Origin of the sequence: Ruegeria sp. HKCCA5929 (genome assembly GCF_013034525.1) — a bacterium.
GTDB lineage: Bacteria > Pseudomonadota > Alphaproteobacteria > Rhodobacterales > Rhodobacteraceae > Ruegeria.
The window spans coordinates 58934-84643 of the sequence record NZ_WQGE01000009.1 but is presented as its reverse complement, the minus strand read 5'-3'; the positions used below and the strand labels follow the sequence as shown (position 1 = coordinate 84643).

22 protein-coding genes are annotated in these 25710 nt (G+C 57.3%); 13 read left to right on the top strand and 9 right to left on the bottom strand.

The window, feature by feature from the left end:
- The first annotated feature begins 46 nt into the window (after positions 1-46).
- The 4 genes from rimP to infB are packed head-to-tail and all read left to right on the top strand — an operon-like array spanning position 47 to position 5385.
- Positions 47-637: a ribosome maturation factor RimP gene (gene rimP, locus GOV90_RS18430; RefSeq protein ID WP_152459779.1), complete on the top strand. Its 591-nt coding sequence runs from the start codon at positions 47-49 to the stop codon at positions 635-637.
- On the top strand, positions 637-2256 hold the full coding sequence (nusA, locus tag GOV90_RS18425; RefSeq protein ID WP_171096521.1) for a transcription termination factor NusA: 1620 nt from the start codon (positions 637-639) through the stop codon (positions 2254-2256). Before rimP ends, nusA begins: the two co-directional genes overlap by 1 nt.
- A gap of 22 nt (positions 2257-2278) precedes the next feature.
- On the top strand, positions 2279-2902 hold the full coding sequence (locus GOV90_RS18420) for an RNA-binding protein (protein WP_171096519.1): 624 nt from the start codon (positions 2279-2281) through the stop codon (positions 2900-2902).
- Between the two features lie 8 nt (positions 2903-2910).
- Positions 2911-5385: a translation initiation factor IF-2 gene (gene infB, locus GOV90_RS18415; protein ID WP_171096518.1), complete on the top strand. Its 2475-nt coding sequence runs from the start codon at positions 2911-2913 to the stop codon at positions 5383-5385.
- Between the two features lie 250 nt (positions 5386-5635).
- On the opposite strand, the gene GOV90_RS18410 is transcribed toward infB, so the two are convergent.
- The 6 genes from GOV90_RS18410 to GOV90_RS18385 form a co-directional block, all read right to left on the bottom strand.
- Positions 5636-6622: a TylF/MycF/NovP-related O-methyltransferase gene (locus tag GOV90_RS18410; RefSeq protein WP_216602370.1), complete on the bottom strand. Its 987-nt coding sequence runs from the start codon at positions 6620-6622 to the stop codon at positions 5636-5638.
- A gap of 224 nt (positions 6623-6846) precedes the next feature.
- Positions 6847-7674 carry an alpha/beta hydrolase gene (locus GOV90_RS18405; protein ID WP_171096516.1) on the bottom strand — a complete coding sequence of 276 codons (828 nt, stop codon included), beginning with the start codon at positions 7672-7674 and terminating at the stop codon, positions 6847-6849.
- A 3-nt stretch (positions 7675-7677) separates the two neighbouring features.
- A complete protein-coding gene (locus GOV90_RS18400) occupies positions 7678-8556 on the bottom strand; it encodes a tryptophan 2,3-dioxygenase (protein ID WP_171096514.1) in 879 nt (292 codons plus the stop codon).
- Between the two features lie 63 nt (positions 8557-8619).
- Positions 8620-9648 carry an L-threonine 3-dehydrogenase gene (gene tdh, locus GOV90_RS18395; RefSeq protein ID WP_171096649.1) on the bottom strand — a complete coding sequence of 343 codons (1029 nt, stop codon included), beginning with the start codon at positions 9646-9648 and terminating at the stop codon, positions 8620-8622.
- 14 nt (positions 9649-9662) lie between these two features.
- Positions 9663-10847 carry a glycine C-acetyltransferase gene (locus GOV90_RS18390; protein ID WP_171096512.1) on the bottom strand — a complete coding sequence of 395 codons (1185 nt, stop codon included), beginning with the start codon at positions 10845-10847 and terminating at the stop codon, positions 9663-9665.
- Between the two features lie 110 nt (positions 10848-10957).
- Positions 10958-11521: a helix-turn-helix domain-containing protein gene (locus tag GOV90_RS18385; RefSeq protein WP_171096511.1), complete on the bottom strand. Its 564-nt coding sequence runs from the start codon at positions 11519-11521 to the stop codon at positions 10958-10960.
- 113 nt (positions 11522-11634) lie between these two features.
- Here GOV90_RS18385 and GOV90_RS18380 point away from each other — a divergent pair, with 113 nt between their 5' ends.
- Positions 11635-12810, top strand: a complete 1176-nt coding sequence (locus GOV90_RS18380) for an acetyl-CoA C-acyltransferase family protein (RefSeq protein ID WP_171096509.1) — start codon at positions 11635-11637, stop codon at positions 12808-12810.
- 94 nt (positions 12811-12904) lie between these two features.
- On the opposite strand, the gene ubiB is transcribed toward GOV90_RS18380, so the two are convergent.
- Both ubiB and ubiE read right to left on the bottom strand, forming a co-directional pair.
- Positions 12905-14434, bottom strand: coding sequence for a 2-polyprenylphenol 6-hydroxylase (ubiB, locus tag GOV90_RS18375; protein ID WP_171096507.1), 1530 nt, complete (start codon positions 14432-14434; stop codon positions 12905-12907).
- The gene (ubiE, locus tag GOV90_RS18370) at positions 14434-15186 is read right to left on the bottom strand and encodes a bifunctional demethylmenaquinone methyltransferase/2-methoxy-6-polyprenyl-1,4-benzoquinol methylase UbiE (protein ID WP_171096505.1); all 753 of its coding nucleotides are present in this window, start codon (positions 15184-15186) and stop codon (positions 14434-14436) included. Before ubiE ends, ubiB begins: the two co-directional genes overlap by 1 nt.
- An 86-nt stretch (positions 15187-15272) precedes the next feature.
- Here ubiE and mutM point away from each other — a divergent pair, with 86 nt between their 5' ends.
- From mutM to recF, 6 genes are all read left to right on the top strand, one after another.
- On the top strand, positions 15273-16124 hold the full coding sequence (mutM, locus tag GOV90_RS18365) for a bifunctional DNA-formamidopyrimidine glycosylase/DNA-(apurinic or apyrimidinic site) lyase (protein ID WP_171096503.1): 852 nt from the start codon (positions 15273-15275) through the stop codon (positions 16122-16124).
- Between the two features lie 66 nt (positions 16125-16190).
- A complete protein-coding gene (locus GOV90_RS18360) occupies positions 16191-16967 on the top strand; it encodes an enoyl-CoA hydratase (protein WP_171096501.1) in 777 nt (258 codons plus the stop codon).
- Positions 16968-17195: 228 nt separating this feature from the next.
- Entirely contained in the window at positions 17196-17459 is a 264-nt protein-coding gene (rpsT, locus tag GOV90_RS18355; protein ID WP_039541017.1) for a 30S ribosomal protein S20, read from the top strand.
- A gap of 555 nt (positions 17460-18014) precedes the next feature.
- Positions 18015-19400 (top strand): chromosomal replication initiator protein DnaA, encoded by a 1386-nt coding sequence (gene dnaA / locus GOV90_RS18350; RefSeq protein ID WP_171096500.1) that lies wholly within the window; start codon positions 18015-18017, stop codon positions 19398-19400.
- Positions 19401-19625: 225 nt separating this feature from the next.
- Entirely contained in the window at positions 19626-20747 is a 1122-nt protein-coding gene (gene dnaN, locus GOV90_RS18345; RefSeq protein WP_171096498.1) for a DNA polymerase III subunit beta, read from the top strand.
- 59 nt (positions 20748-20806) lie between these two features.
- A complete protein-coding gene (gene recF, locus GOV90_RS18340) occupies positions 20807-21904 on the top strand; it encodes a DNA replication/repair protein RecF (RefSeq protein WP_171096647.1) in 1098 nt (365 codons plus the stop codon).
- Here the strand turns inward: recF and GOV90_RS18335 are convergent.
- The gene (locus tag GOV90_RS18335; RefSeq protein ID WP_171096496.1) at positions 21901-22467 is read right to left on the bottom strand and encodes a carboxymuconolactone decarboxylase family protein; all 567 of its coding nucleotides are present in this window, start codon (positions 22465-22467) and stop codon (positions 21901-21903) included. The genes recF and GOV90_RS18335 overlap by 4 nt on opposite strands.
- A gap of 100 nt (positions 22468-22567) precedes the next feature.
- Between GOV90_RS18335 and GOV90_RS18330 the strand changes: the two genes are divergently transcribed.
- Together GOV90_RS18330 and gyrB are read left to right on the top strand one after the other, a co-directional pair.
- Positions 22568-23140, top strand: a complete 573-nt coding sequence (locus GOV90_RS18330) for a TetR/AcrR family transcriptional regulator (protein WP_171096494.1) — start codon at positions 22568-22570, stop codon at positions 23138-23140.
- Between the two features lie 114 nt (positions 23141-23254).
- A complete protein-coding gene (gene gyrB, locus GOV90_RS18325; RefSeq protein ID WP_171096492.1) occupies positions 23255-25672 on the top strand; it encodes a DNA topoisomerase (ATP-hydrolyzing) subunit B in 2418 nt (805 codons plus the stop codon).
- Positions 25673-25710: the final 38 nt, after the last annotated feature.

Here is a 25710-nt window from a genome sequence, read left to right as displayed (position 1 = left end):
GCCGCGCGCCCGTTTTTTTGTGCCCGATTGAAGGGTAGAGAACCAGATGACAAACGACCTGATAGCCAAAGCTGCCATTGACCGGCGACTGGCCGAGATCATCACCCCCGTGATTGAGGATCTGGGGTATGAACTTGTGCGCATTCGCTTGATGAGCGGCAAGCAGACCACGCTGCAGATCATGGCTGACAAGCCAGACGGTGGCATCGAAGTGGACGACTGCGCCGAGATTTCCAATGCGGTCAGCGCCACGCTGGACGTCGAGGATCCGATCCTTGATGCCTATACACTGGAAGTTTCCAGTCCCGGAATCGACCGTCCTCTCACGCGCCTCAAGGATTTTGAGACGTTTGAAGGCTATGAGGCCAAGATCGAGACCGCCGAGCTGATCGACGGCCGCCGCCGTTTTAAGGGTGAATTGGCCGGGATCGAAGGGGATGAGGTTCTGATCAACATCCCCGAGGGGGACGAGACGATCACCATCGGTTTGCAATTCGACTGGCTGAGCGACGCCAAGCTGGTCCTGACCGATGATCTGATCAAGGAAATGCTGCGCCAGCGCAAAGACGCGGGCGCCCTGAACGAAAACGCTTTCGACGAGATTGAGACCGAAGGGTCCGAAGAGGAGACGAACTGATGGCAATCACCTCAGCCAACCAGCTGGAGCTGCTGCAGACCGCCGAGGCCGTGGCCCGCGAAAAGATGATCGACCCCGGTCTGGTTGTTGAAGCGATGGAGGAATCGCTCGCCCGTGCCGCCAAGAGCCGTTACGGCGCGGAAATGGACATTCGCGTGTCCATCGACCGCAAGACCGGTAAGGCGACCTTCACTCGCGTGCGCACTGTTGTCGAGGATGAAGAGCTTGAGAACTATCAGGCCGAGATGACCGTCGAGCAGGCGCGCCAGTACATGGAATCGCCCGAGGTTGGTGACGTCTTCGTCGAAGAAGTGCCGCCGGTTGAAATGGGCCGTATCGCGGCGCAGTCTGCCAAGCAGGTGATCCTGCAAAAGGTCCGCGAAGCGGAACGTGATCGTCAGTACGAAGAATTCAAGGATCGCGCGGGCACCATCATCAACGGTGCTGTCAAACGCGAAGAGTTTGGCAATGTCATCGTCGATCTGGGCGGTGCCGAGGCTGTTCTACGCCGCAATGACAAGATCGGCCGCGAAAGCTATCGCCCGAATGACCGCGTGCGCGCCTATATCAAGGAAGTGCGTCGTGAGGTTCGTGGCCACCAGATCTTCCTGTCGCGCACCGCGCCGGAATTCATGGCCGAGCTGTTCAAGATGGAAGTGCCGGAAATCTATGACGGCATCATCGAGGTCAAGGCCGTGGCTCGTGACCCCGGTTCGCGTGCCAAGATTGCCGTGATCTCGTATGATGGTTCGATTGACCCAGTCGGTGCTTGCGTCGGTATGCGCGGCAGCCGCGTGCAGGCCGTTGTGAACGAACTGCAGGGCGAAAAGATCGACATCATCCCGTGGAACGAAGATCAGCCGACTTTCCTGGTGAACGCTCTGCAGCCCGCCGAGGTCTCCAAGGTGGTTCTGGACGAAGAAGCCGGCAAGATCGAGGTTGTCGTGCCGGAAGAGCAGCTGAGCCTTGCCATCGGTCGCCGCGGTCAGAACGTACGTCTGGCAAGCCAGCTGACCGGTCTGGACATCGACATCATGACCGAAGCAGAAGAATCGGCGCGTCGCCAGAAAGAGTTCGAAGCCCGCACCAAGCTGTTCATGGACAGCCTGGATCTGGATGAATTCTTCGCACAACTTTTGGTCTCGGAAGGCTTTACCAACCTCGAAGAGGTCGCCTATGTCGAAATCGATGAACTGTTGGTCATTGACGGTGTTGACGAAGGCACCGCGCAAGAACTGCAGACACGTGCCCGCGAATTCCTGGAAGCACAGGCGAAAGCGGCTTTGGACGCGGCCCGTGCACTGGGCGCCGAGGACAGCCTTATTGAATTTGAGGGCCTGACACCCCAGATGGTAGAAGCGCTGGCCAAGGATGATGTGAAGACCTTGGAAGACTTCGCAACCTGTGCCGACTGGGAACTGGCCGGTGGCTGGACCACGGTCGACGGCGAACGCATCAAGGATGACGGTGTACTTGAACCTTTCGGTGTGACGCTGGAAGAGGCGCAGGACATGGTCATGACCGCGCGTATCCTGCTGGGTTGGGTTGATCCGGCCGAGCTGGAGCAGACGGAAGAGGATGTCGACGGCGACGCAGAAGATGAGGAGGTCGAGGCCTGATCTCAGGCCTCGGGTGGCGCGTATGGGTCGCGGTGGCGTCCATAAGGATCGGTCTGACGGACCCGAACGCAAGTGCATCGCCACGGGCGAAGTTCAGCCCAAATACGGGCTGATCCGCTTTGTGACGGGACCGGACGGTCAGGTTTATCCCGATGTTGCGGCAAAACTGCCGGGGCGCGGGGTCTATGTGGCGGCAGATCGCGCCGCACTGGACAAGGCGGTTGGCAAGAAACTGTTTGCGCGCGGGTTCAAGGCACAGGTTTCTGTGTCGAAGGATCTGAGCGACGAAGTTGAAAAACAGATCGCGCGCCGCGTGGTTGAGTTGCTCAGCCTGGCGCGCAAGTCCGGTGACGCGGTTGCCGGATACGAAAAGGTCAAGACGTGGCTGGACCGGGAAGAGGCGCAAGTGCTGCTTCAGGCCATTGATGGATCGGGGCGCGGCAAGTCCAAACTCAGCACGCCGCACTTCGGAAAATACATCGGTTGGCTGACTGCGGACGAATTAGGGCAGGCATTTGGGCGCCAAACGGTGATTCATGCTGCCATGGCCTCTGGCGGACTCGCCAAACGTGTTGTAGAGGAAGCGCAGCGCCTGCGTGGCTTGCGCGAAACGGATGACGGCGGCAGGGGCCGCGCGGAAGGGTAAGAAGCTTTATGAGCGATAATGACGGCAAAAAGACATTGGGTCTTCGTGGCGGGGCACGCCCCGGAAATGTGAAACAGAGTTTCAGCCACGGACGCACCAAGAATGTCGTGGTGGAAACCAAACGCAAGCGCGTGGTGGTCCCCAAGCCGGGCGCGGCAAAGCCGGGTGGCAGTGCTGCACCTTCGGGTGATCCGTCGCGTCGCCCTGCGGGTATTTCCGACGCGGAAATGGCACGCCGGATGAAGGCATTGCAGGCCGCCAAGGCGCGCGAGGCTGAAGAGGCCGCCGCCCGCGAGGCTGCAGAAAAGGCGCGCGAAGAAGAGCGTGCCCGCCGCCGTGCGGAACAGGAAGCCAAGGAACGCGAACAGCGTGAAGCTGAAGAGCGCGCCCGCCAAAAGGCGGAAGAGGAAGAGCGCAAGCGCAAAGAGGCGGAAGAAGCCGCCAAACGCGCCGCTGCAGCGCCCGCACCGGAAGAGCCTAAAGCGGCACGCGCCCCGGCCAGCAAGCCTGCACCCGCTGCGACCCCGCGCAAGCAGGATCGCGAACGTGAGCAGCGCGGTCGCGGCAAAGGTCGCGACGATAACCGCCGTTCGGGCAAGCTGACACTGGGTCAGGCCACTGGTGGTGAAGGCAACCGCCAACGCTCGATGGCTGCGATGAAGCGCAAGCAAGAGCGTGCGCGTCAGAAAGCCATGGGCGGCACGGTTGAGCGGGAAAAGGTGATCCGCGACGTACAGCTGCCTGAGGCGATCATGGTCTCGGAACTGGCCAACCGTATGGCCGAGCGTGTGGCTGATGTTGTCAAATCGCTGATGCAGATGGGCATGATGGTCACACAGAACCAGACCATCGACGCTGACACGGCTGAACTGATCATCGAAGAATTTGGCCACAAGGTCACGCGTGTTTCTGATTCGGATGTTGAAGACGTCATCAAAGAGGTCGAAGACAGCGATGAAGATCTGAAGCCGCGCCCGCCCGTCATCACCATCATGGGTCACGTTGACCACGGTAAAACCTCTCTGCTGGATGCAATCCGCGATGCGCGTGTTGTGGCGGGCGAGGCCGGTGGCATCACCCAGCATATCGGCGCCTATCAGGTGAAAACCGAGGGCGGCACCACGCTGACCTTCCTGGATACACCGGGCCACGCGGCGTTTACGTCGATGCGTTCGCGCGGTGCGCAGGTCACGGATATCGTGGTTCTGGTTGTTGCGGCTGACGATGCAGTGATGCCGCAGACGATTGAGGCGATCAACCACGCCAAGGCGGCAGAAGTGCCGATGATCGTGGCGATCAACAAGGTCGACAAGCCGGATGCAAACCCGGACAAGGTGCGCACCGATCTGCTGCAACACGAAGTGATCGTCGAGAAAATGTCGGGTGAGGTTCAGGACGTCGAAGTGTCCGCCATCACCGGTCAGGGTCTGGACGAGCTGCTGGAAGCCATTGCGCTGCAAGCCGAAATTCTGGAACTGAAAGCCAACCCCGACCGCGCCGCCCAAGGTGCTGTGATCGAGGCGCAGCTGGATGTTGGCCGCGGTCCTGTGGCCACCGTTCTGGTTCAGAACGGCACGTTGCGCCAGGGCGACATCTTCGTTGTGGGTGAGCAATACGGTAAGGTCCGTGCGCTGATCAACGACAAGGGCGACCGCGTCAAGGAAGCTGGCCCCTCGGTTCCTGTCGAGGTTCTGGGCTTGAACGGCACGCCCGAGGCCGGTGACGTACTGAACGTGACCGAGACCGAAGCACAGGCCCGCGAAATCGCCGCCTATCGCGAACAAGCCGCCAAGGACAAACGTGCCGCGGCTGGTGCCGCAACCACCCTTGAGCAGCTGATGCAGAAGGCGAAAGAAGACGAGAACGTGGCCGAGCTGCCGATCCTCGTCAAAGCCGACGTGCAGGGGTCTGCCGAAGCTATCGTTCAGGCGATGGAAAAGATCGGCAACGACGAAGTACGCGTGCGCGTTCTGCATTCGGGCGTGGGCGCGATCACCGAAACCGACGTTGGCCTGGCCGAAGCGTCAGGCGCGCCAGTTATGGGCTTTAACGTCCGTGCCAACGCATCGGCGCGGAACACAGCGAACCAGAAGGGTGTCGAGATCCGCTATTACTCGGTGATCTATGACCTTGTGGACGACGTGAAGGCGGCTGCTTCCGGCCTGCTGAGCGCCGAGATTCGCGAGAAGTTCATCGGCTATGCCGAGATCCGTGAAGTCTTCAAGGTCACAGGTGTCGGCAAGGTTGCCGGCTGTTTGGTCACCGAAGGCGTTGCCCGCCGTTCCGCAGGCGTCCGCCTGCTGCGCGACAACGTGGTGATCCACGAAGGCACGCTGAAGACACTCAAGCGCTTCAAGGACGAAGTCGCCGAAGTTCAGTCGGGTCAGGAATGCGGTATGGCGTTCGAGAACTACGACGATATCCGCGCAGGCGACGTGATCGAAATCTTCGAGCGCGAAGAGGTCACCCGGACGCTGGATTGATCCGGTTCAGATCGAATTTAGAGAAAGCGGCCCGCTGGGCCGCTTTTTTTTGTGGGTGTTGTCGAGCATTAAGGTCTGCTGTGCGGACAAAGTTGTCGTTTGAGGAGGCTGCAATTGATCGCTCTGACTCGCAAGTATCGCCGATATCGAATATTAGAGAAGCCCGTAAACCTTTCCAGCGATTGAGATGGATAGATTTCAAAGTGTTCGACTAGTTACGAACATTTCTTCATGAGCTTCTTCGATTTGGTTAATGAGCAGGCGGTCGCACGATCAACCCTTGACCCGTTGGTAATGAAAGAATCGAAGTATCGTGGCGGGCAGCAAAATCGTCCATCGCAAGTTTTTGATTACGATAGCCATGGTAGGCATAGTCATCCAGAACTACCATTGCGCCGGGTACCAAGCGGGGCCACAAAAACTCCATTGCAGCCACTTCCGGTGGGGCTGTATTCATATCGATGCTCGCAAATGCGATTTGTTCAGATGTAATTGAGTCTAACGTCCCCGGAACCGCGCCAACGATGATCCGCGTATTCTCCCATTGGGCAAAGTTTGCTCGAATACTCTCCAGATCGCTGGAGTACAGGCCTGAACCAAAGTGCTTTTTGTTTCGTTCTAAGGCACCAGGATCGTTTTCCTCGGAGCTTACTCCGTCAGTGTCTATCCCTGAAAATGTATCGAGCAACCAAAACGTCCGCCCAAGCGTGTCCCAGTTAAGATCTTCCATAATTCCAGAACTCAAGAACCCACGATTCACGCCGCATTCAACAAAGTCACCAGGTAGACGAGAAGCGCAGCGCGCTGCCCATAGGCCCACGTGGAAGCGCCAGTGCCAATTAAACTCGATCTGCTCGTTAGCAGCCAATCCTCTCGAGTATGCTCGCGAAAAACTTGCTTCATTTCGGAAGCTGCTATCGTGGACAGTCAATAATCCATCTTGCGCGTATGATGGTTTATAAAACCTACCTTCGCTAAAACCAGAGTTAACAAAATGCTCAATCGGATCGAGACCTGCTGCCGCAACGTCTCTATTCAGAGCCAAATACATGGCGGGATCAAAGTCAGGAGGAACTGCTTTCGAGAGAGGTTGGGGAGAAGGCAGGTTACTGCCTTTCAAGGCGTCTAGGCGTGCTTCAATACGTTCCAGAGCACCCAAAGCTTGGGTCACAGCTTTTTCCTGCATTAGTATCGATTTCTTGTACTTTTGTATCGATGACTTGAATTTCGAAAACAAATCTCACTCCCTTGCGCTCAGTTGGCCGTTCAACAAATGCCTTAACCAGATTGAACCAAAAATCAAAGGTGTATCGAATCGAAGGAAGCGCCTAACGCGGCAGACTCAAGTTGACGCTTTGGGCTCTGAGCCGACATCCTTAGCTCCGATAAAACCTCGGTTCACGTTTATCAACTTGGGTATCGGTGAAAGGGGCACATCAGCCAAACGCGCAGTACACTTGACTATCGAGACTCGGGCAAAAACGTCCCCGAATGCATGATGATGTCGAAATGCTGCATCCCTTTCTTCAAATCGAAACTGACCGAATGCCCGGCCTTGCGCAGCAGTTCCGCGTAGTCCCGGCTCTGGCGGATGAACTCGGGCGTGTCCCTTTCCGCCACTGTCACGTGATAGCGCGGGCCGGGGGGCGGCAGGTGGCGGATGGGCGACAGGTCGTTCACCTCGACCGGGGTCAGTTGCAGCGGCTCGTTGATCGGCGTCAGGCTGATCGGCTCCAGATCATAGATGCCGCTGATCAGGATCACGTCGCGCACGCGCAATCCCGCGCGGGCAAGGTCGTTGGCTGAACTGGCCATGACCATACTTGCCAATTGCGCCCCGGCGCTGTGCCCGGACAACGTGATCCGCGATGGGTCAAAACCCAGATCAGACGCATTGGTTGCCAGCCAGAGCAATGCATCGCGGCATTCTTCGACCATCTCTCCGACCCGCGCATCTGGTGCGAGTGTGTAGTTCAGGGTCGAAAACGACTGTTCAGCCTCGATCAGCGCAGGTGCCATCATCGCCGAATCGCGTTGGCTGAGGGCTTGCCAATAGCCCCCGTGAATAAAGACATGCAGCGGCGCACCGGCCCCTTTTGCGGGAAAGAAATCAAGGACCTGAGCGGTTGCATCACCGTAAGAGATGTTCCCGATCACTTCCATCTGTGCGCGGTGCTGTGCGCTGAGCGCGGCGTAGCTGTCCAGATAGGGTGTGAGGTCTCCGCCGATCATTGAAGAGGGGGAATACTCCTGATCCAACTCGGCCTGCGTGAACCCCCGATACAGCATTGCTTACTCCTGATCCGCATACATCAATTCGGTTCGTACATCGTAGAGATCATGGAAAAAGCGCAAATCCAAGGCTTTGCGTAAAAAAGACACACCACTGGAACCGCCCGTACCGGGTTGATTGCCGATCACCCTCTCGACCGCCGTGACGTGATCAAAGCGCCAGCGTTGGAAAAGGGATTCCACATCCATCAGCTTTTCTGCCAGGGCGTACAGATCCCAAAATGTACCAGTGTCCTGAAACACCTGCACCCAGATCTTCACCACACGCGGGTCGCCGGAATAGGGCTGTGCAAAATCGCGCTCTAGCAGGTCTTGGGGCACATTGAACCCTTGGCGGGCCAGCATGAACAGAACTTCGTCATAAAGGGACGGTTTGGTCAGGGCATCATTCAGCATCCCCATCACTTCGGGATCATGCTCATGTACTTTCAGGGTTGCTGCGTCCTTGTTTCCAAGAATGAATTCGATCTGACGGTAGCCATAGCTTTGAAACCCAGAGGAACTGCCCAACGCCTGTCGAAAGGTCATGTAATCGGCAGGCGTCATGGTCAGCAGCGTTTCCCAAGCCGAAATCAACTGGCGCTGGATCGCCTTAACCCTGTCGAGGTTCTTCATCGCCGGGCCAAATTCGTCTCGTTGCAGGTAATGACGCACCTCAACCAGTTGGTGGTGCATCAGTTTTAACCACAGCTCGCTGACCTGATGGATGATGATGAACAGCATCTCATCGGGTTGCGCAGGGTTCTGAAAGGTCTTTTGCAAGTTCAGCAGGGTCTTGAGTTGCAGAAAATCGCCATAGCTCTTGCGATGGGCCTGCGTGAAATCGGTGACGAGAGATTCCTCGATCCCGCGCTCCAGAAACTTGTCCTTGTCGCCCATGTGCCCCTCCAGACGCTTTCGTTTCACCCTGTTTAGGGGGTGACGCGGCGCAGGGCCAGAGTCTCAGGTCCAGTCCAGAACCACTTTGCCCGACCGACCGGATTTCATCGCGGCAAAACCCTCGGCGAATTCATCGACTTTCATTTGGTGTGTGATGACGCGGCTGACATCCAGACCGTTTTGCAACATGGCAATCATCTTGTACCAGGTCTCGAACATTTCACGCCCATAAACGCCTTTGATGGTGATCGCCTTGAAGACGATACAAGACCAATCGACCGGAGATTTTCCCGGTGGAATTCCAAGCAAGGCGATCTTGCCGCCCATGACCAATGCCTCAACCATCTGGTCCAGCGCAGCCTGAGAACCAGACATTTCGAGACCCACGTCAAAGCCTTCTTTCATGCCAAGTTCCGTGATGACGTCCTGCAGGTCTTCCTTGGACACATCAACCGTGCGCAGCGTCGGTACCACATGCTCGGCCAGTTTCAGACGGTCTGGGTTGATATCGGTGATCACGACATGGCGTGCGCCGGCGTGGCGCGCAACAGCGGCTGCCATGATGCCAATCGGGCCCGCGCCTGTTATCAGCACGTCCTCACCCAGCAGATCGAAACTCAGGGCGGTGTGCACCGCGTTGCCGAGCGGGTCGAGGATCGCTCCGATTTCATCCGGAACGTCATCCGGCAAGGGCACCACATTGAAAGCAGGTAGCTTGAGATACTGCGCGAAAGCACCCTGTTCGTTTACGCCAATGCCCCGAGTGCCGGGGTCGAGGTGGAACTTGCCCGCGCGGCTCTGGCGGCTGTCGGTGGTGATCAGATGCCCCTCTCCGGAACACCGTTGACCGATCTCAAGCCCGGTCACGTTGCGCCCGATCTCGACGATCTCTCCGGCGAATTCGTGGCCGGTGATCATCGGAACCGGCACAGTGGCAGAGGCCCATTCATCCCAGTTCCAGATATGAATATCGGTCCCGCAGATACCGGTTTTGTTGATTTTGATCAGCACCTCTTCCGGCCCGATCTCGGGCACCGGGGCCTGCACCATCCACAGGCCTTCTTCGGGTTTGGATTTTTCCAGTGCCTTCATGGTGTTGGGGCGCATCAGATCACCCCCAGTTCTTTGCCAACCTTGCCAAAGGCGGTCAGCGCGCGATCCAATTCATCCTTGGTCAGAGCCGCATTCATTTGGGTTCTGATCCGCGCTTGTCCGCGTGGAACAACCGGGAAGAAGAAACCCGAGACATAGACGCCCTCATCAAACAGCTTTGAGGCCATGTCCTGCGCCAGCGTCGCTTCGCCCAACATCACCGGGATGATCGGGTGTTCGCCGGGCAGCAGGTCGAACCCCAGTTTCTCCAATCCGGCACGCCAGTATTTTGCGTTTCCAAACAGCTGAGCACGCAGCATGTCGCCTTCTTCTACAAGACGGATCGCCTCAAGCCCTGCGGCGACGATCGAGGGCGGCAGCGAATTTGAGAACAGATAGGGCCGCGCCCGCTGCCGCAGCAGGTCGATCACTGGCTGCGGCCCGGCGATGTAACCGCCGATTGCCCCCCCAAGTGCCTTGCCCAAAGTTCCTGTTAGAATGTCGACATCAACACCGAAGTGGTCCGGCGTACCCGCACCGTTCGGCCCCATGAAGCCGGTGGCGTGGCAATCATCAACCATGACAATGGCGTCATACTTGTCCGCCAGTTCGCGAATCTTCGGCAGGTTAGCCAGATAGCCATCCATCGAGAACACGCCATCCGTTGCGATCATGATATGCCGTGCCCCGTCCTCGCGTGCCTGTTTCAGCCAGGCTTCGAGGTCGTTCATGTCATTGTTCAAATAGCGATAGCGCTTTGCCTTGCACAACCGCACTCCGTCTATGATCGAGGCGTGATTCAAACTGTCTGAGATAATCGCGTCCTCGGGGCCGAGCAGCGGTTCGAACAAACCGCCGTTGGCATCAAAACAGGCAGCAAACAGGATCGCGTCGTCCTTGTTCAGGAACTTGGCCAGCTTCTGCTCCAGTTCGCGATGAATGTCTTGCGTGCCGCAGATGAACCGGACCGACGCCATGCCGAATCCTTTTGGGCCCATTGCGTTCGTTGCGGCGTCGATCAGCGCGGGGTGATCGGCCAGACCCAGGTAGTTATTGGCACACAGGTTGATCACCTGCTTGCCGCCCACGGATATCTCACCGCTCTGAGGCGAGGTGATCATTCGTTCGCGCTTGTACAAACCTTCGGATTCGATTTGCGCGAGTGTGTCCGTGATGTGGGACAAGAATGCATCTGCCATGGCGACCTCCGTTCAACTGAGTCGCACATCTAACATAGCGGATGAATTTCCCAAATAGGGGAATTACAATATGAAGGAAAAAAATCCGTGAAGGCGGAAAATTGCCGGTATCATGCGTTCTTTACGATCAAAAAGACCCGTGCGGGCCCTTTGGCGGAAATGGAATGCACAATATCAGCGGCATAGCGGGCGGTGTCCCCTTGGCTGAGATCCGAGATGGCGCTGCCCGATGTGACCCGGACCGAACCTTCCAGAACTGTCAGCTGTTCACGCGCACCGCGGGCATGGGGCTGGCTGTTCAAAGCCCCATCTTTGTCGAACTCAATATCGTAAACCTCGTGACCTCCGGCTTCTTCTGGTGGGGATAGGATGCGAATCCGGCAGTTCTGCCCCATATTATCGATACTGGGGACCTCAGAGCTTCGCAGAACCTCGATCTGGTCACTGGCTTTTGCACCTTCCAAAAGACCGGCAAAATCCACCTGCAAGGCGCGGGTCAGATTCCACAGGGTCGAGATCGTCGGGCTGCTTTCGCCGCGCTCGATCTGGCTGACCATGGACCGGGAAACGCCGCTGAGGTTGGCAACCGCCTCAAGCGACAGTCCTTTTGCCCGGCGTGCCTCTTTCAGGCGTGCAGGCAGGAGGTTCAGGATATCGTCTGTGTTTTCCGTCATGACGGAATCCATGCGTGTTGCGCAACGTAATGTCAATTCCGGGCGTGACAGTGAGTCTAATTTGAAGATCATGCTGCAAGTGCATAATGCGCGCGGGTTTTGGAGGAGAAAACATGACTGACGTAGTGATTCTGGATGGTGCGCGTACCGCCATCGGCACATTTGGTGGCGCTTTGGCTTCGACCGCTCCGATTGATCTGGCCACTGTTGCCACCGAAGCAGCCCTTGAACGTTCGGGTGTTGAAGGCGCGCAGATCGGCAGCGTTGTCTTTGGTCATGTCATCAACACCGAACCACGCGACATGTATTTGTCGCGCGTGGCTGCGATGCAGGCGGGTATCCCCAACGGTACGCCGGCCATGAATGTGAACCGTCTGTGCGGCTCGGGGGCTCAGGCCATTGTATCCGCCGTGCAGTCCCTAATGCTGGGAGATGCGGAATTTGCTGTGGCGGGCGGTGCCGAGAGCATGTCGCGCAGCCCTTACATCGTGCCGCAGGCGCGTTGGGGCGCGAAGATGGGCGATGTTACCTCGCTGGACATGATGCTGGGCGCACTGAATTGCCCGTTTGGCACAGGGCATATGGGTGTCACCGCGGAAAACGTGGCAGACGAACATCAGATCAGCCGTGAGCAGATGGATGAGTTTGCAATGACCAGCCAGACCCGCGCGGCAGCGGCGATTGAGGGCGGTTTTTTCGAAAGCCAGATTGCGCCGGTGCAGGTTAAGGTCAAGCGCGAGATGGTCGACTTCAAGGTCGATGAACACCCAAAAGCGACTACAGCCGAGGCGCTGGCAGGTTTGAGGCCAGTGTTCAAGAAAGACGGGCGCGTCACGGCCGGGAATGCCTCGGGCATCAATGACGGCGCGGCGGCGATGGTTCTGGCAACGGCGGACGCGGCAGAAAAAGCGGGTCTGAAACCGAAAGCACGCGTCATTGGTTATGCCCATGCGGGTGTGCGGCCCGAAGTCATGGGTATTGGCCCGGTCCCGGCTGTTCAAAACCTGTTCAAGAAGACCGGTTTGTCGGCGGGTGATTTCGATGTGATCGAAAGCAACGAAGCTTTCGCCGCACAGGCATTGGCCGTCAATCAGGAGCTTGGTCTGGACGCGGCCAAGGTAAACCCCAACGGGGGTGCCATTGCGCTGGGCCATCCGGTTGGCGCGACCGGCGCGATCATCACCCTCAAGGCGCTGTACGAGTTGGAGCGTACGGGTGGGACAAAAGCTTTGATCACCATGTGTATCGGCGGTGGTCAGGGGATTGCCCTTGCCATCGAGCGGCTCTGAGCCAGAATGGAGCAGGGGGGCTGTCTGCCCCCCATTGCGCCATGCGCAATTCCCCCCGAAGGTATTTTTAGCCAGATGAAGCGGGCGGTTTGTCTTAGCTGAGTGCTATGGCAATAAGCGTTGCGGCTACGCCAAACCCGGCACCGAGAAGGGCAGGCAGGACATACGCGCTGAGGCCATTGTTCTTTTGGTCGTCTTTTTGTGTCTGGGCGATCAATGCGTTTTCGACCAGCGCTGGCAGGCGCGGGCCGAAACGGGCAAGAACCATCGCGGTTTTCCCAAAATCCCGTAGAGCGGCGCGAGGGCCAATAGATCGCTTGATGTAGTCTTCGACCACGGGGCGGGCGACCTCCCAGATGTTCATGTGGTCGTCGAGCGAGCGCGCCACGCCTTCAACCACCACCATGGTGCGTTGCAGCAGGATCAGCTCGGTTCTTGTTTCCATGCCGAACCGTTCGGTCACCTCGAAGAGGTAGTTCAGCAGACGGCCCATCGAGATATGTGAAGCATCCATGCCGAAGATGGGTTCGCCAACTGCACGCAGGGCGCGGGCGAATTCATCTACGTCCTGGTTTGCGGGGACATATCCTGCTTCGAAATGCACCTCGGCCACGCGCTTGTAGTCGCGGCGGATAAAGCCAAAGAGGATCTCGGCATAGACCCGGCGGGTGTATTCGTCGATATGGCCCATGATGCCATAGTCATAAGCGATGATATCACCATTGGCGGCGACCTTCAGGTTGCCCTGGTGCATGTCGGCGTGGAAATACCCGTCGCGCAGGGCGTGCAGCAGGAACAGGCGTAGCACACGTTCGGCCAGGTCGCGGCGGTTGTGGCCTGCTGCGTCAAGGGCTGCGTTATCGCCCAGCGGGATACCGTCGGCCCAGCTGAGTGTCATCACGCGACGCGCAGACAGCGACCAAACCACGGGCGGCAACCAGAACCCGGCGTCGTCCTTAGTGTTGGCGGCGTATTCCGATGCGGCAGAACTTTCCAGCCGCAGATCGAGTTCGCCACGGACAACGCCATCGAAATGTTCGATCACCTCCATTGGGCGCAATCGGCGCGCGCCGGGGGCGAAAAGCTGCACGATACGGGCCGCGAAATAGAAAGCGTCTACATCCTTGCGGAACGCGCGTTCGATATTGGGGCGCAGGACTTTGACGGCTACATCCTCTCCAGTGCTGACCAGTTTGGCTTTATGGACCTGCGCGATAGATGCGGCGGCAATGGGTTCGCTGAAATCGCTAAAGATCTCGGCAACAGGCTGGCCCAGTTCCTTTTCCACCTCGGCCATGGCTTCGGATTTGGAAAAGGGGGGCAGTTTGTCCTGAAGCACGCGCAGCTGCTCGGCCAGTTCGTTGCCGACAACATCGGGGCGAGTAGATAGTACCTGACCAAACTTGATGTAAGCCGGGCCAAGCGCCGTCAGAGCACGTGTGGCGGGCGGCATATCGGGATCACCCTTGTAACCCAGCCATTGGAACGGCTTGCCCAGCGCATGGGCAACAAACCGCAGCGACCGGGGGGCCTCAAAAGCATCCAGCACCACATTCATGGCACCGGTGCGCTCCAAAGTGGCGCCTGTGCGGATCAGGCGGATGATGTTGTGAGGACCGCGCATCAGATCTTCCAGCCGGAATGCAGCGCGGCGATGCCCATGCTCAGGTTTCGATACTTGGCGTTTTCGAACCCGGCGGTGCGGATCATGCCCAGAAACGTCTCTTGATCAGGGAACTTGCGGATCGATTCCACTAGATATTGATAGCTGTCGAAGTCGTTGGCGATCAGCTTGCCCATGCGCGGGATGACGTTGAAGCTGTAGAGATCATAGAGTTTCTGCAGCCCGTCATTGGGCAACTGGCTGAATTCCAGCACCATCAGACGGCCACCGGGTTTCAGCACGCGGTACGCTTCGTTCAGCGCTTCTTGCGGGCGGGTCACGTTCCGGATGCCGAACGAGATTGTATAGACGTCAAAGGTGTTGTCTTCGAACGGCAGGGCCATGGCGTCGCCGACCACCCAGTTCAGGCTATCCGCCATCTGGTCGGCCTCGGCGCGTTGGCGGCCTTCGACCAGCATCGGTTCGGTCAGATCCAGAACGGTGGCGTGACCATGGCCTGCGCGCTTGAGGAAGCGGAAAGAAATGTCGCCCGTACCGCCTGCGACGTCCAGAAGACGTTGGCCGGGGCGTGGCGCCAGCCAGTCCATCATCGCATCCTTCCACACGCGGTGGATGCCCATCGACATGACATCGTTCATCACGTCATATTTCGAGGCGACCGAGTTGAACACGCCCTGCACGCGTCCGGCCTTGTCAGCCTCGCGTACGGTTTCGAACCCGAAATGAGTGGTCTTGTCGCTTTTGTCGGACATTTGCCTTGCCGTTTGTCGAATTTCGCCTCTGTTATAGGGCCATAAGAGGCGGGCACAATGCGGCCCTTTGGATTAGGAGCCGTGTAATGCCCGAATTGCCCGAGGTCGAGACAGTAAGACGCGGCCTGAGTCCTGCTATGGAAGGGGTGGTGATAGAACGGGCCGATGTGAACCGCCCCGATCTGCGCTGGCCCTTCCCAGATCGAATGGCAGAACGGTTGACCGGGCAGCGGGTTGAGCGGTTGCGGCGGCGGTCGAAGTACATTCTGGCAGATCTCAGCAGCGGTGAGACATTGCTAATCCATCTGGGTATGTCCGGGCGGATGACGGTTTCGGGTGATCCGCTGGGTCAGTTCGTGCATAAGCATCCGATGCCGGAGAAACACGATCATGTCGTGTTCCACATGGCCAACGGCGCGCGCATCACTTTCAATGATCCGCGCCGGTTCGGAGCGATGGATCTGTTGCCGACGGCCAAGGCAGATGACCACAAGCTGCTGTCGGTTCTGGGGCCAGAGCCCCTGGGCAATGACTTCCACGAACACCATCTGATCGAGGCCTTCAAAGGGAAGAACACTCCGGTCAAATCTGCTCTGCTGGATCAGGGAATCGTTGCCGGATTGGGCAATATCTATGTCTGCGAGGCGCTTTATCGCGGCAAGGTGTCGCCACGTCGCAAAGCAGGGCAGATTTCTGCATCACGTGTTGCCGCATTGGTTCCGATCATCCGGAAAGTGTTGCAGGACGCCATAGAAGCGGGCGGTTCTTCCTTGCGAGATTTCCGCCAAGCCGATGGAGAGCTTGGATATTTTCAACACAGCTTTGATGTCTATGGACGCGAGGGTGAGCCTTGTCGGACCGAGGGCTGTAGTGCCAAAATTATGAGAATCACTCAATCGGGACGCTCATCCTTCTACTGTGCGCAATGCCAAAGATAGCTTGATCCAGAGAATTCGCGTGATAAGGAATCATACCTGAACGGAACAACCGGAAGCTTTCAACTCATGGCTTTTGAGACGATCATCGTCGAAATCGAAGACCACGTCGCCCTCATCAAACTCGACAGACCGGATGCAATGAACGCATTGAACTCCCAATTGGTGAGAGAGCTTTGCGATGCGCTGGAAGAAGCAGATCGTAATGACAAGGTTCGGTGCATCGTGATCACCGGCTCCGACAAAGCATTTGCCGCAGGCGCGGACATCAAGGAAATGTCCGAGATGAGCTTTGTCGATGTCTTGAGCGCAGATCTGTTTGCTTCGGTAAACGACCGTGTCTCGGCCATTCGCAAACCGATCATAGCGGCCGTGGCGGGGTATGCTCTGGGCGGTGGCTGTGAAGTGGCCATGATGTGTGACTTCATTATTGCTGCAGATACAGCCAAGTTTGGGCAGCCCGAGATCAATCTGGGCGTAGTCGCAGGTATTGGCGGAACACAGCGCCTGACGCGCTTTGTTGGCAAGTCCAAGGCGATGGATATGAACCTCACCGGTCGGTTCATGGATGCAGAAGAGGCAGAGCGTGCCGGTCTTGTTAGCCGTGTCGTTCCAGCCAAAAAACTGATCGAAGAAGCCATGAGTGCAGCGCAGAAGATTGCGGAAAAATCCTTGCTGACAGCTGGGGCCGTCAAGGAGGCTGTGAACCGCAGCTATGAACTGCCGTTGAGCGAAGGGCTTTTGTTTGAGCGTCGTGTCTTCCACTCTATGTTTGCAACCGAAGACCAGAAAGAGGGCATGGCTGCATTCCTCGAAAAGCGCGCGGCGCAATTTCGCGACAAGTAAAACCTTCCAGATCAAGTTCGAAGGCGGGCCATGTGTCCGCCTTTTTGTTTTCATTTTGGTGGGTCTGAGAATCGGCTTGGCAAACCTGAAAAACTTGGATACATACCGCCGCCATACATGCGCGTGCGGCCCGCTTGGCCCGACTCACACTCGTGATTTCTGATCCGGTGCGGATACGTCCGTGGCGCGCAAACCAAGATAACCGTACCGAACGAAGGTCAGAGACACATGGCAAATTCGCCCCAGGCAAAGAAACGCGCACGTCAGAACGAAAAGCGTTTCGCAGTAAACAAAGCGCGTCGTTCGCGCATCCGCACCTATCTGCGTAAAGTCGAAGAAGCGATTGCTTCTGGTGACAAGGACGCAGCAACTGCCGCTCTGCGCGCTGCTCAGCCCGAGCTGATGCGCGGCGTCACCAAAGGTGTTTTCCACAAGAACACAGCAGCTCGCAAAATGTCGCGTCTGTCGGCCCGCGTCAAAGCGCTGGGCTAAGGCTGCAAATTGACCAATGGTCATGTCAACAAGGCTGATCTAAATTTAAGGCGTCGCTTCGAGCGGCGCCTTTTTTCGTGTTGCCGGAAAACCGCGCCTTCACAAAACTGAGAGATTCTTTCGGCCAAAGAACCGAGTCAACATCAGAGTTTCGTTGCCGCGCCCCGCTTGGAGTTGTTACCACTGTTATCAGCGATTCACTCGCTTGGGGGGACAGGCTGTTTCTTTGGTCGAACTGACGGGCATCAGATCGATTTGAGGAAATGGGCGACGACTGGCTGATGCCAGGCTGCCGATCTGTCGTGAAACCCGGGTGCAACCCGGTCTTCTCGGCCCTGTCTAAAAAATTGAGAGTGCTACATGCAACCCGGTTTTCCGGACGCTCACCTATTTTCGGGTGTTCTGCGGGACATGTGTGCATTCGAAAGACATCCCGCCAAACCGGGCAGGTTTTGGCGCAGGGATACCTTTGCGTGCGTGAATGCACAACCGGGCAACCGGATTCGTATGAATAAGGCCGACAGGCCAATAAGAATGGGATGCGTGAGGCGCTGAATGACACAAGAGAAATGGGGACTACTGCGTAACAAATTGCTGAAGGCCGTCGGTCGGAATAACTACACCACCTGGATTGAGCCTTTGGAATTTAAAGAGCTGCAAAACGGTGTGGCGGTTTTTTCCGTGCCGACCAATTTTATGGGCAACTACGTCAGCCAGAACTTTGCAGACCTCATATTGTATGAATTGAACACGGCGGGGGAAACTGTGCAGCGGCTGGATTTTCGGGTTCCCGCGAACTCGCCCGCGCGTCCGAAACTTGCTGTACAAGCTGCTCCTGAGGTGCGTGCAGATCCTGTTGCCGCGCCTGTGACAGAGGTTGCGCAGGATGCGCTCGAGTCTTTGCAGGCTGCGCCGTTGGACACCCGTTTTACGTTTGACAGTTTTGTTGTCGGCAAACCCAACGAACTGGCACATGCCGCTGCGCGCCGTGTGTCCGAAGGTGGTCCGGTCACATTCAACCCGCTGGTGCTGTATGGCGGTGTGGGCTTGGGCAAAACCCACCTGATGCACGCCATCGCGTGGGAATTGAAAACCAAGCATCCTGAGCTGAACGTGCTCTACCTGTCCGCCGAACAATTCATGTACCGTTTTGTTCAGGCCCTACGCGAACGCCGGATGATGGATTTCAAACACCTGTTCCGGTCGGTTGACGTGCTGATGGTGGATGACGTGCAATTCATCGCCGGCAAGGATTCAACCCAGGAGGAATTCTTCCACACCTTTAATGCGCTGGTGGATCAGAACAAGCAGATCATCATTTCCGCCGACCGTGCCCCGGGTGAGATCAAGGATCTGGAAGACCGTGTGAAATCGCGCCTGCAATGCGGTCTGGTCGTCGACCTGCATCCGACCGATTACGAGCTGCGCCTGGGCATTCTGCAGAACAAGGTGCAGCAGTACAGCAGCACCTATCCTGATCTGGAGATTGCTGACGGTGTTTTGGAATTTCTGGCCCACCGCATCTCGACCAATGTCCGCGTTCTGGAAGGCGCTCTGACCCGTCTGTTCGCCTTCGCATCGCTGGTGGGCCGCGAAATCGATATGGAGCTGACCCAGGATTGTCTGGCTGATGTGCTGCGCGCGTCGGAACGCAAAATAAGCGTTGAAGAGATCCAGCGGAAAGTGTCCGAGTATTACAATATTCGTCTGTCTGACATAATCGGGCCCAAACGCCTGCGGTCATACGCGCGTCCGCGTCAGGTTGCGATGTATCTGTGCAAGCAGCTCACCAGCCGTTCGCTGCCCGAGATTGGCCGCCGTTTTGGAGGGCGCGATCATACAACGGTCATGCATGGCGTGAAGCGTATCGAAGAGCTAAAGCTGACCGACGGTCAGATCGCTGAAGATGTGGAAATGCTGCGGCGATCGCTGGAAGCCTGATCTGAGCATTTCATGAAGATAACGCCCCGGTGCTTTGCGTCCGGGGCGTTTTCTTGTGCGCATTAATCCACGGTTGGACCAGAACTGAGGCTAGTTGGGCACGATGCCCTTGACGCTAAGGGCTTTCCAACCCAGAAATCCGTAAAAAATCCTTGTGCCTCAGGGTGGAACCGCTAACGTGCCAGTCCCGCCCATGTCGGTACGCAAGTCAGAGGAACTGAGGGTATGAAGATCAGCATTGAACGCGGCACCCTTCTCAAGGCCGTTTCGCAGGCCCAATCCGTTGTGGAACGGCGCAACACCATACCCATACTTGCGAATGTTTTGATTGAGGCCGAGGGCGACGTGGCCCAATTCCGCGCCACTGATCTGGACATCGAAGTGGTCGACAAAGCGCCTGCGCAGGTCGAGAAAGCCGGGGCGACCACGGTTGCGGCGACCACTTTGCATGAAATCGTACGCAAGCTGCCGGATGGGGCGCTGGTAACGCTGACCGCAGACAGTGCCGCAGGCCGGTTGACCGTCGAGGCGGGCCGGTCAAATTTCTCGTTGGCAACGCTGCCAAAAGAGGATTTTCCGGTTATGGCGTCCTCGGAATATCAGTCGAATTTCACCGCGTCAGCCGCGCTGCTGCGCCGGCTGTTCGACAAATCGAAATTTGCGATTTCAACCGAAGAGACGCGGTACTATCTGAACGGTGTCTACATGCATGTCGCTGACAGCTCGGATGGCGGTAAAGTGCTGCGTTGCGTTGCCACCGATGGTCACCGTCTGGCGCGTATTGATGCGGATCTGCCTGACGGGGCCGCAGATATGCCTGGTGTGATCGTGCCACGCAAAACAGTAGGCGAGCTGCGCAAGCTGCTGGACGATGATGAAATGGATATCGCCGTTTCGGTCAGCGAAACCAAAGTACGTTTTGCCACGCCGGATATCACCCTGACCTCGAAGGTCATCGACGGCACCTTCCCCGATTACACACGCGTCATCCCGCAAGGGAACACCCGCAAGCTTGAGGTCGATGCTGCCGAGTTTGCGCAGGCCGTAGACCGGGTCGCGACAGTGTCGTCCGAACGGTCGCGTGCGGTAAAGCTGCAATTGGATGGCGACAAGTTGGTCCTTTCGGTCAATGCTCCGGATAGTGGTGCGGCTGAAGAAGAACTGGCCGTCGCCTATGGGGATGAACGATTGGAGATCGGGTTCAACGCCAAGTATCTGCTGGAGATTGCGTCTCAGGTCGATCGTGAGAATGCTGTGTTCCTGTTCAACTCGGCAGGTGATCCGACCCTGATGCGTGAAGGCAATGATCAAAGCGCGGTTTATGTTGTGATGCCGATGCGCGTCTGATCGCGCTGACGCGCGACGCCTCCGGCGGGAGTATTTTTGAAAAGATGAAGGGAGGGGTCATGGGATTGGCCCTGACCGAGCTTACGGTCTCGCATTTTCGGTCTCATAAGCTAGCGCGCCTGTCGCTGGACGGGAGGCCGGTTGCGATTCACGGGCCCAATGGAGCGGGCAAGACTAATATTCTGGAAGCGGTTTCTTTGTTTTCGCCCGGTCGTGGTATGCGTCGGGCAAGCGCGGCTGAGATGACACGACGGCCCGAGGCGTTGGGGTGGAAGCTGTCGGGGATATTGGATGCGCAGGGGCAGCGTTACGAGGTGGAAACCTGGTCCGAGGGTGGCGCGGCGCGGCAGGTTCGGATTGACGAAAAGACCTCGAGTCAAATCGAGCTGGGGAAACTGGCGCGGGTTGTTTGGCTGATCCCTTCGATGGACCGGCTTTGGATTGAAGGAGCTGAAGGGCGACGGCGATTTCTGGACCGTATCGCGCTGAGTTTTGACCCAGCCCATGCGGAAGCATCTTTGACTTATGAAAAAGCTATGCGCGAGCGGAACCGTTTGCTGAAAGAGCAGGTGCGGGATGCCCATTGGTATGCGGCCCTGGAGGGTCAGATGGCGGAGTCCGGGCATCGCATACATGCCGCTCGCGTTGCGGCGCTGGATTATTTGCGCGCCGCGCAGGATCGGGCGGAGACGGCTTTTCCGTCAGCTGAGTTGGAATTGGTCCAGACAGAAGGTGCGATGCCTGAGACAGCAGAGGATCTGCGTGACGCCTTGAACGAGAGTCGCTTCCGGGATCTGGCGGCGGGCCGGACTTTGGTAGGGCCGCATCGGTCAGACCTGTATGGGGTGTTCGCTGCAAAGGGCGTTCCGGCCAAGGATTGTTCGACCGGCGAGCAGAAGGCGTTGCTTGTGTCTTTGATTTTGTCGAACGCGCGGGCGCTGGCAGAGATGGTTGGGGCACCTCCGATTGTTCTGTTGGACGAAGTGGCCGCCCATCTGGACGCAGATCGGCGCGCGGCGCTTTATGACGAAATTTGCGCTCTGGGGGCTCAGGCCTGGATGACGGGCACCGGGCCTGAGTTGTTTGCTGAATTGGGGGACCGGGCCCAGACGGTGGTTGTAACCGAAAGCGATGAGGGCTCGGTCGTGACTGCTTAGGCCGGTTCGCTGACTTTACGTTCCCACAGGAAACCGCGCATAACCTCGTCGACCGGTGTCTTGGCCATGTGATTGACGTAGTTCGACATGGTTTTCTGCGCCAAGCCCAGCACCACATCCAGAACCGCACGGTGTGAATAGCCTGCGTCAAAGAACGCCTGCAACTGCTCCTCGGTCGGGTTGCCGCGTGTTTCCATCACTTGCAGAGTGAAGGTGCGCAGCGCCTCGAGCTTGGCTGTAGGCAGCGGAGTTTCGTTGCGCAGTGCCTCGGTGATTGCATCCGAGACTTTCATCATCTTGGCGATGCCGGTGTGCGCTGGCACGCAGTAGTGACATTCATTTTCCACGTTGATGGTCTGCCAAACAACGGTTTTCTCATCATTGTCGAAATCGGTTTGCAGGAACAGGCCATGCAGAACCTGATAACCTTCCAGGTGTTGCGGGCTTTCGGCCATCACCTTGTGCAAACCGGGCAAGCGACCAAACGCGGCCTGCGATTTTTCGAGAAGAGGTTTGGACCCTTCTGGGGCGGATTCGAGGTCGTGCGACGGAAAATTGGCCATGTCGGAACTCCTGTTTCTGGCGCGATGAGTCGTATTTAGGGTTTATTGAACGATCGCTCAAGTATATATTTGAGTGAACGTTCAAGAATTGGTGATGTTGATGCCTCGGAAACCCGCATATGATCGTGATGCTCTGATTGCTAAAGCAAAGGACATCTTCTGGCGTCAGGGCTGGGCCGGGACGTCGCTGAAGGATCTGGAGTGGGAATTGAAACTAAAGCCCGGCAGTTTTTATGCGGCATTCGGCTCGAAGGACGCGCTCTATGCGCTGACAATGGAAAGCTACACACGGGAAGGCGTGGCACGCCTAAAGGCTTTGGCTGAAAAGTTGGGGCCAAAAGGGGCGTTGAAAGCGCAGCCCCGTTTGGTGATCGAAGCGGTCGAGAACCCGACGAAAGCCTGCATGTTGGCAAAGACATATGCGGAGTTGCAGGCGAAAGATCACGACCTTGCGGATCAGGCCGCGCGGCACATGACTGAGATGAAAGCGTGTTTTGCCGAGCTGTTCCGAAGCGCTCAGAATGCTGGTGAAATCCGGTCTGAACATGACCCGGATCGACTGGCGGCGCGGTATCAGTCGGACATTCTTGGATTGCGATTGTCTGCTGAGCGCGAGGATGTCGACGCAGATGAAATCGCTGCGGACATCGCCGCTGACATTGATCGCTTGTGAGCCTGTAACCAGCAGGCAAAAAACGACCCTCGCAAACACAAAATCTTGGGGGATCGCGTGACATTCCCCACCAGAAAACGTATAAGTTACCAAAATAATATAGGTACTGACTGAATGTCCGAAGACGCACAGGCTCCTCAAGAATACGGCGCAGATTCCATCAAGGTTCTCAAAGGGTTGGAGGCTGTTCGAAAGCGCCCCGGCATGTATATCGGGGACACGGATGATGGCTCGGGTCTGCACCATATGGTGTATGAGGTGGTCGACAACGGGATCGATGAAGCCTTGGCGGGTCATGCTGACCATGTAACCGTAAAAATCCATGCGGATTCCAGCGTTTCGGTCAGTGATAACGGGCGCGGAATTCCGGTCGATATTCACCCGGAAGAAGGTGTTTCAGCGGCTGAAGTCATTATGACCCAACTGCACGCGGGCGGTAAGTTCGACAGCAATTCCTACAAGGTGTCGGGCGGTCTGCACGGTGTTGGCGTTTCAGTTGTGAACGCTCTTTCAGATTGGCTGGAATTGCGCATCTGGCGTGCGGGCAAGGAACATGTCGCGCGCTTTGAGGGCGGCGAAACGGCTGAACATCTGAAGGTCGTGGGTGAATGCGGCGATCGCACCGGGACCGAGGTGCGGTTTCTGGCCTCGACCAACACGTTTTCGAACCTCGAGTACTCGTTTGAAACGCTGGAAAAGCGTCTGCGCGAGCTTGCCTTCCTGAACTCAGGCGTACGGATCATCCTGATTGATGAACGCCCTGCTGAGCGGTTGGAAACCGAGTTGTTTTATGAAGGCGGCGTCAAGGAATTCGTCAAGTATCTCGATCGGTCCAAGACCCCGGCTATGCCCGAGCCGATCTATATCAAGGGCGAGCGTGACGACATCGGCGTTGAAATCGCGATGTGGTGGAATGACAGCTACCATGAGACGGTTCTGCCCTTCACCAACAACATCCCGCAGCGGGATGGTGGCACGCATGTCGCCGGTTTCCGGGGTGCTTTGACACGGACGATCAACAACTATGCGCAGTCCAGCGGGATCGCAAAGAAGGAAAAGGTCAGCTTTACAGGTGACGACGCGCGTGAGGGCCTGACCTGCGTGCTGTCGGTGAAAGTGCCTGACCCAAAATTCTCATCCCAAACCAAGGATAAGCTGGTCTCGTCCGAAGTTCGCCCGGCGGTCGAAGGTTTGATGAATGAAAAACTGGCCGAGTGGTTTGAGGAAAACCCCAATGAAGCCAAGGGTATCGTCGGCAAGATCATCGAAGCTGCTCTGGCCCGTGAGGCTGCCCGCAAGGCCCGTGAACTGACCCGCCGCAAAACGGCGATGGATGTGAACTATCTGGCCGGTAAGCTGAAAGATTGTTCCGAGAAAGACCCGTCCAAAACCGAGGTTTTCCTGGTCGAGGGGGACTCGGCAGGTGGTTCCGCGCAAACAGGTCGGGATCGTCTGACACAAGCTGTTCTGCCCTTGCGCGGGAAAATCCTGAACGTGGAACGCGCGCGGTTTGATCGAATGCTGTCGTCGCAGGAAATCGGCAACCTGGTGATGGCGCTGGGCACTGGTATTGGCCGCGATGAGTTCAACATCGAAAAGCTGCGCTACCACAAGATCGTCATCATGACCGATGCCGACGTGGACGGTGCACACATCCGGACGCTGCTGCTGACCTTCTTCTACCGGCAAATGCCGGAACTGATCGAGGGTGGGTATCTCTATATCGCACAGCCACCGCTTTATAAGGTTTCACGAGGTAAATCAGAGGTTTACCTGAAGGATCAGGCGGCGCTGGACGACTATCTGATCAATCAAGGCGTCGAAGGGGCCGTGTTGAAGCTTGGCTCGGGTGAAGAAATCATCGGCCAAGACCTCACGCGTGTCGTGGACGAAGCGCGCCAGTTGAAACGTGTTCTGGACGCGTTCCCGACGCATTACCCGCGTCACATTCTGGAACAGGCTGCCGTCGCGGGGGCTTTCGTGCCGGGTGCGGTTGATGCCGACCTTCAAGGCGTGGCCGACAAGGTTGCTGCCCGTCTTGACCTGATCGCGCTGGAATATGAACGCGGCTGGCAGGGCCGGATCACTCAGGATCACGGCATCCGCTTGGCCCGCATCCTGCGCGGTGTGGAAGAGGTGCGCACACTGGATGGCCCCATGCTGCGCTCGGGTGAGGCGCGTAAGACCGGCAGTTTCACTCAAAGCCTGCAAGAGGTGTATAACACGCCTGCGACGCTGATCCGCCGTGACCGATCTCAGGTTATCCACGGCCCTCTGGACCTGCTGCGGGCCATTTTGGAAGAGGGTGAAAAGGGCCTGTCGCTGCAACGCTACAAAGGCCTCGGTGAGATGAACCCGGACCAGCTGTGGGAAACCACGCTTGACCCGGACGCCCGCACGCTGTTGCAGGTACGCGTCGATGACATGGTCGAGGCAGATGATCTGTTCACCAAGCTCATGGGCGACGTTGTCGAGCCGCGTCGGGAGTTCATCCAGAAAAACGCCCTAAGCGTGGAGAATCTTGATTTCTGACCGTGTGTAGGTGCGCCCATAGCTTTGCATTTCGCCCA

Excerpts from the sequence above, each read along its gene's own strand:
- rimP (WP_152459779.1), top strand. The coding sequence starts at position 47 with ATGACAAACGACCTGATAGCCAAAGCTGCCATTGACCGGCGACTGGCC.
- nusA (WP_171096521.1), top strand. The coding sequence starts at position 637 with ATGGCAATCACCTCAGCCAACCAGCTGGAGCTGCTGCAGACCGCCGAG.
- GOV90_RS18420 (WP_171096519.1), top strand. The coding sequence starts at position 2,279 with ATGGGTCGCGGTGGCGTCCATAAGGATCGGTCTGACGGACCCGAACGC.
- infB (WP_171096518.1), top strand. The coding sequence starts at position 2,911 with ATGAGCGATAATGACGGCAAAAAGACATTGGGTCTTCGTGGCGGGGCA.
- GOV90_RS18405 (WP_171096516.1), bottom strand. The coding sequence starts at position 7,674 with ATGCTGTATCGGGGGTTCACGCAGGCCGAGTTGGATCAGGAGTATTCC.
- GOV90_RS18400 (WP_171096514.1), bottom strand. The coding sequence starts at position 8,556 with ATGGGCGACAAGGACAAGTTTCTGGAGCGCGGGATCGAGGAATCTCTC.
- tdh (WP_171096649.1), bottom strand. The coding sequence starts at position 9,648 with ATGAAGGCACTGGAAAAATCCAAACCCGAAGAAGGCCTGTGGATGGTG.
- GOV90_RS18390 (WP_171096512.1), bottom strand. The coding sequence starts at position 10,847 with ATGGCAGATGCATTCTTGTCCCACATCACGGACACACTCGCGCAAATC.
- GOV90_RS18385 (WP_171096511.1), bottom strand. The coding sequence starts at position 11,521 with ATGACGGAAAACACAGACGATATCCTGAACCTCCTGCCTGCACGCCTG.
- GOV90_RS18380 (WP_171096509.1), top strand. The coding sequence starts at position 11,635 with ATGACTGACGTAGTGATTCTGGATGGTGCGCGTACCGCCATCGGCACA.
- ubiB (WP_171096507.1), bottom strand. The coding sequence starts at position 14,434 with ATGCGCGGTCCTCACAACATCATCCGCCTGATCCGCACAGGCGCCACT.
- ubiE (WP_171096505.1), bottom strand. The coding sequence starts at position 15,186 with ATGTCCGACAAAAGCGACAAGACCACTCATTTCGGGTTCGAAACCGTA.
- mutM (WP_171096503.1), top strand. The coding sequence starts at position 15,273 with ATGCCCGAATTGCCCGAGGTCGAGACAGTAAGACGCGGCCTGAGTCCT.
- GOV90_RS18360 (WP_171096501.1), top strand. The coding sequence starts at position 16,191 with ATGGCTTTTGAGACGATCATCGTCGAAATCGAAGACCACGTCGCCCTC.
- rpsT (WP_039541017.1), top strand. The coding sequence starts at position 17,196 with ATGGCAAATTCGCCCCAGGCAAAGAAACGCGCACGTCAGAACGAAAAG.
- dnaA (WP_171096500.1), top strand. The coding sequence starts at position 18,015 with ATGACACAAGAGAAATGGGGACTACTGCGTAACAAATTGCTGAAGGCC.
- dnaN (WP_171096498.1), top strand. The coding sequence starts at position 19,626 with ATGAAGATCAGCATTGAACGCGGCACCCTTCTCAAGGCCGTTTCGCAG.
- recF (WP_171096647.1), top strand. The coding sequence starts at position 20,807 with ATGGGATTGGCCCTGACCGAGCTTACGGTCTCGCATTTTCGGTCTCAT.
- GOV90_RS18335 (WP_171096496.1), bottom strand. The coding sequence starts at position 22,467 with ATGGCCAATTTTCCGTCGCACGACCTCGAATCCGCCCCAGAAGGGTCC.
- GOV90_RS18330 (WP_171096494.1), top strand. The coding sequence starts at position 22,568 with ATGCCTCGGAAACCCGCATATGATCGTGATGCTCTGATTGCTAAAGCA.
- gyrB (WP_171096492.1), top strand. The coding sequence starts at position 23,255 with ATGTCCGAAGACGCACAGGCTCCTCAAGAATACGGCGCAGATTCCATC.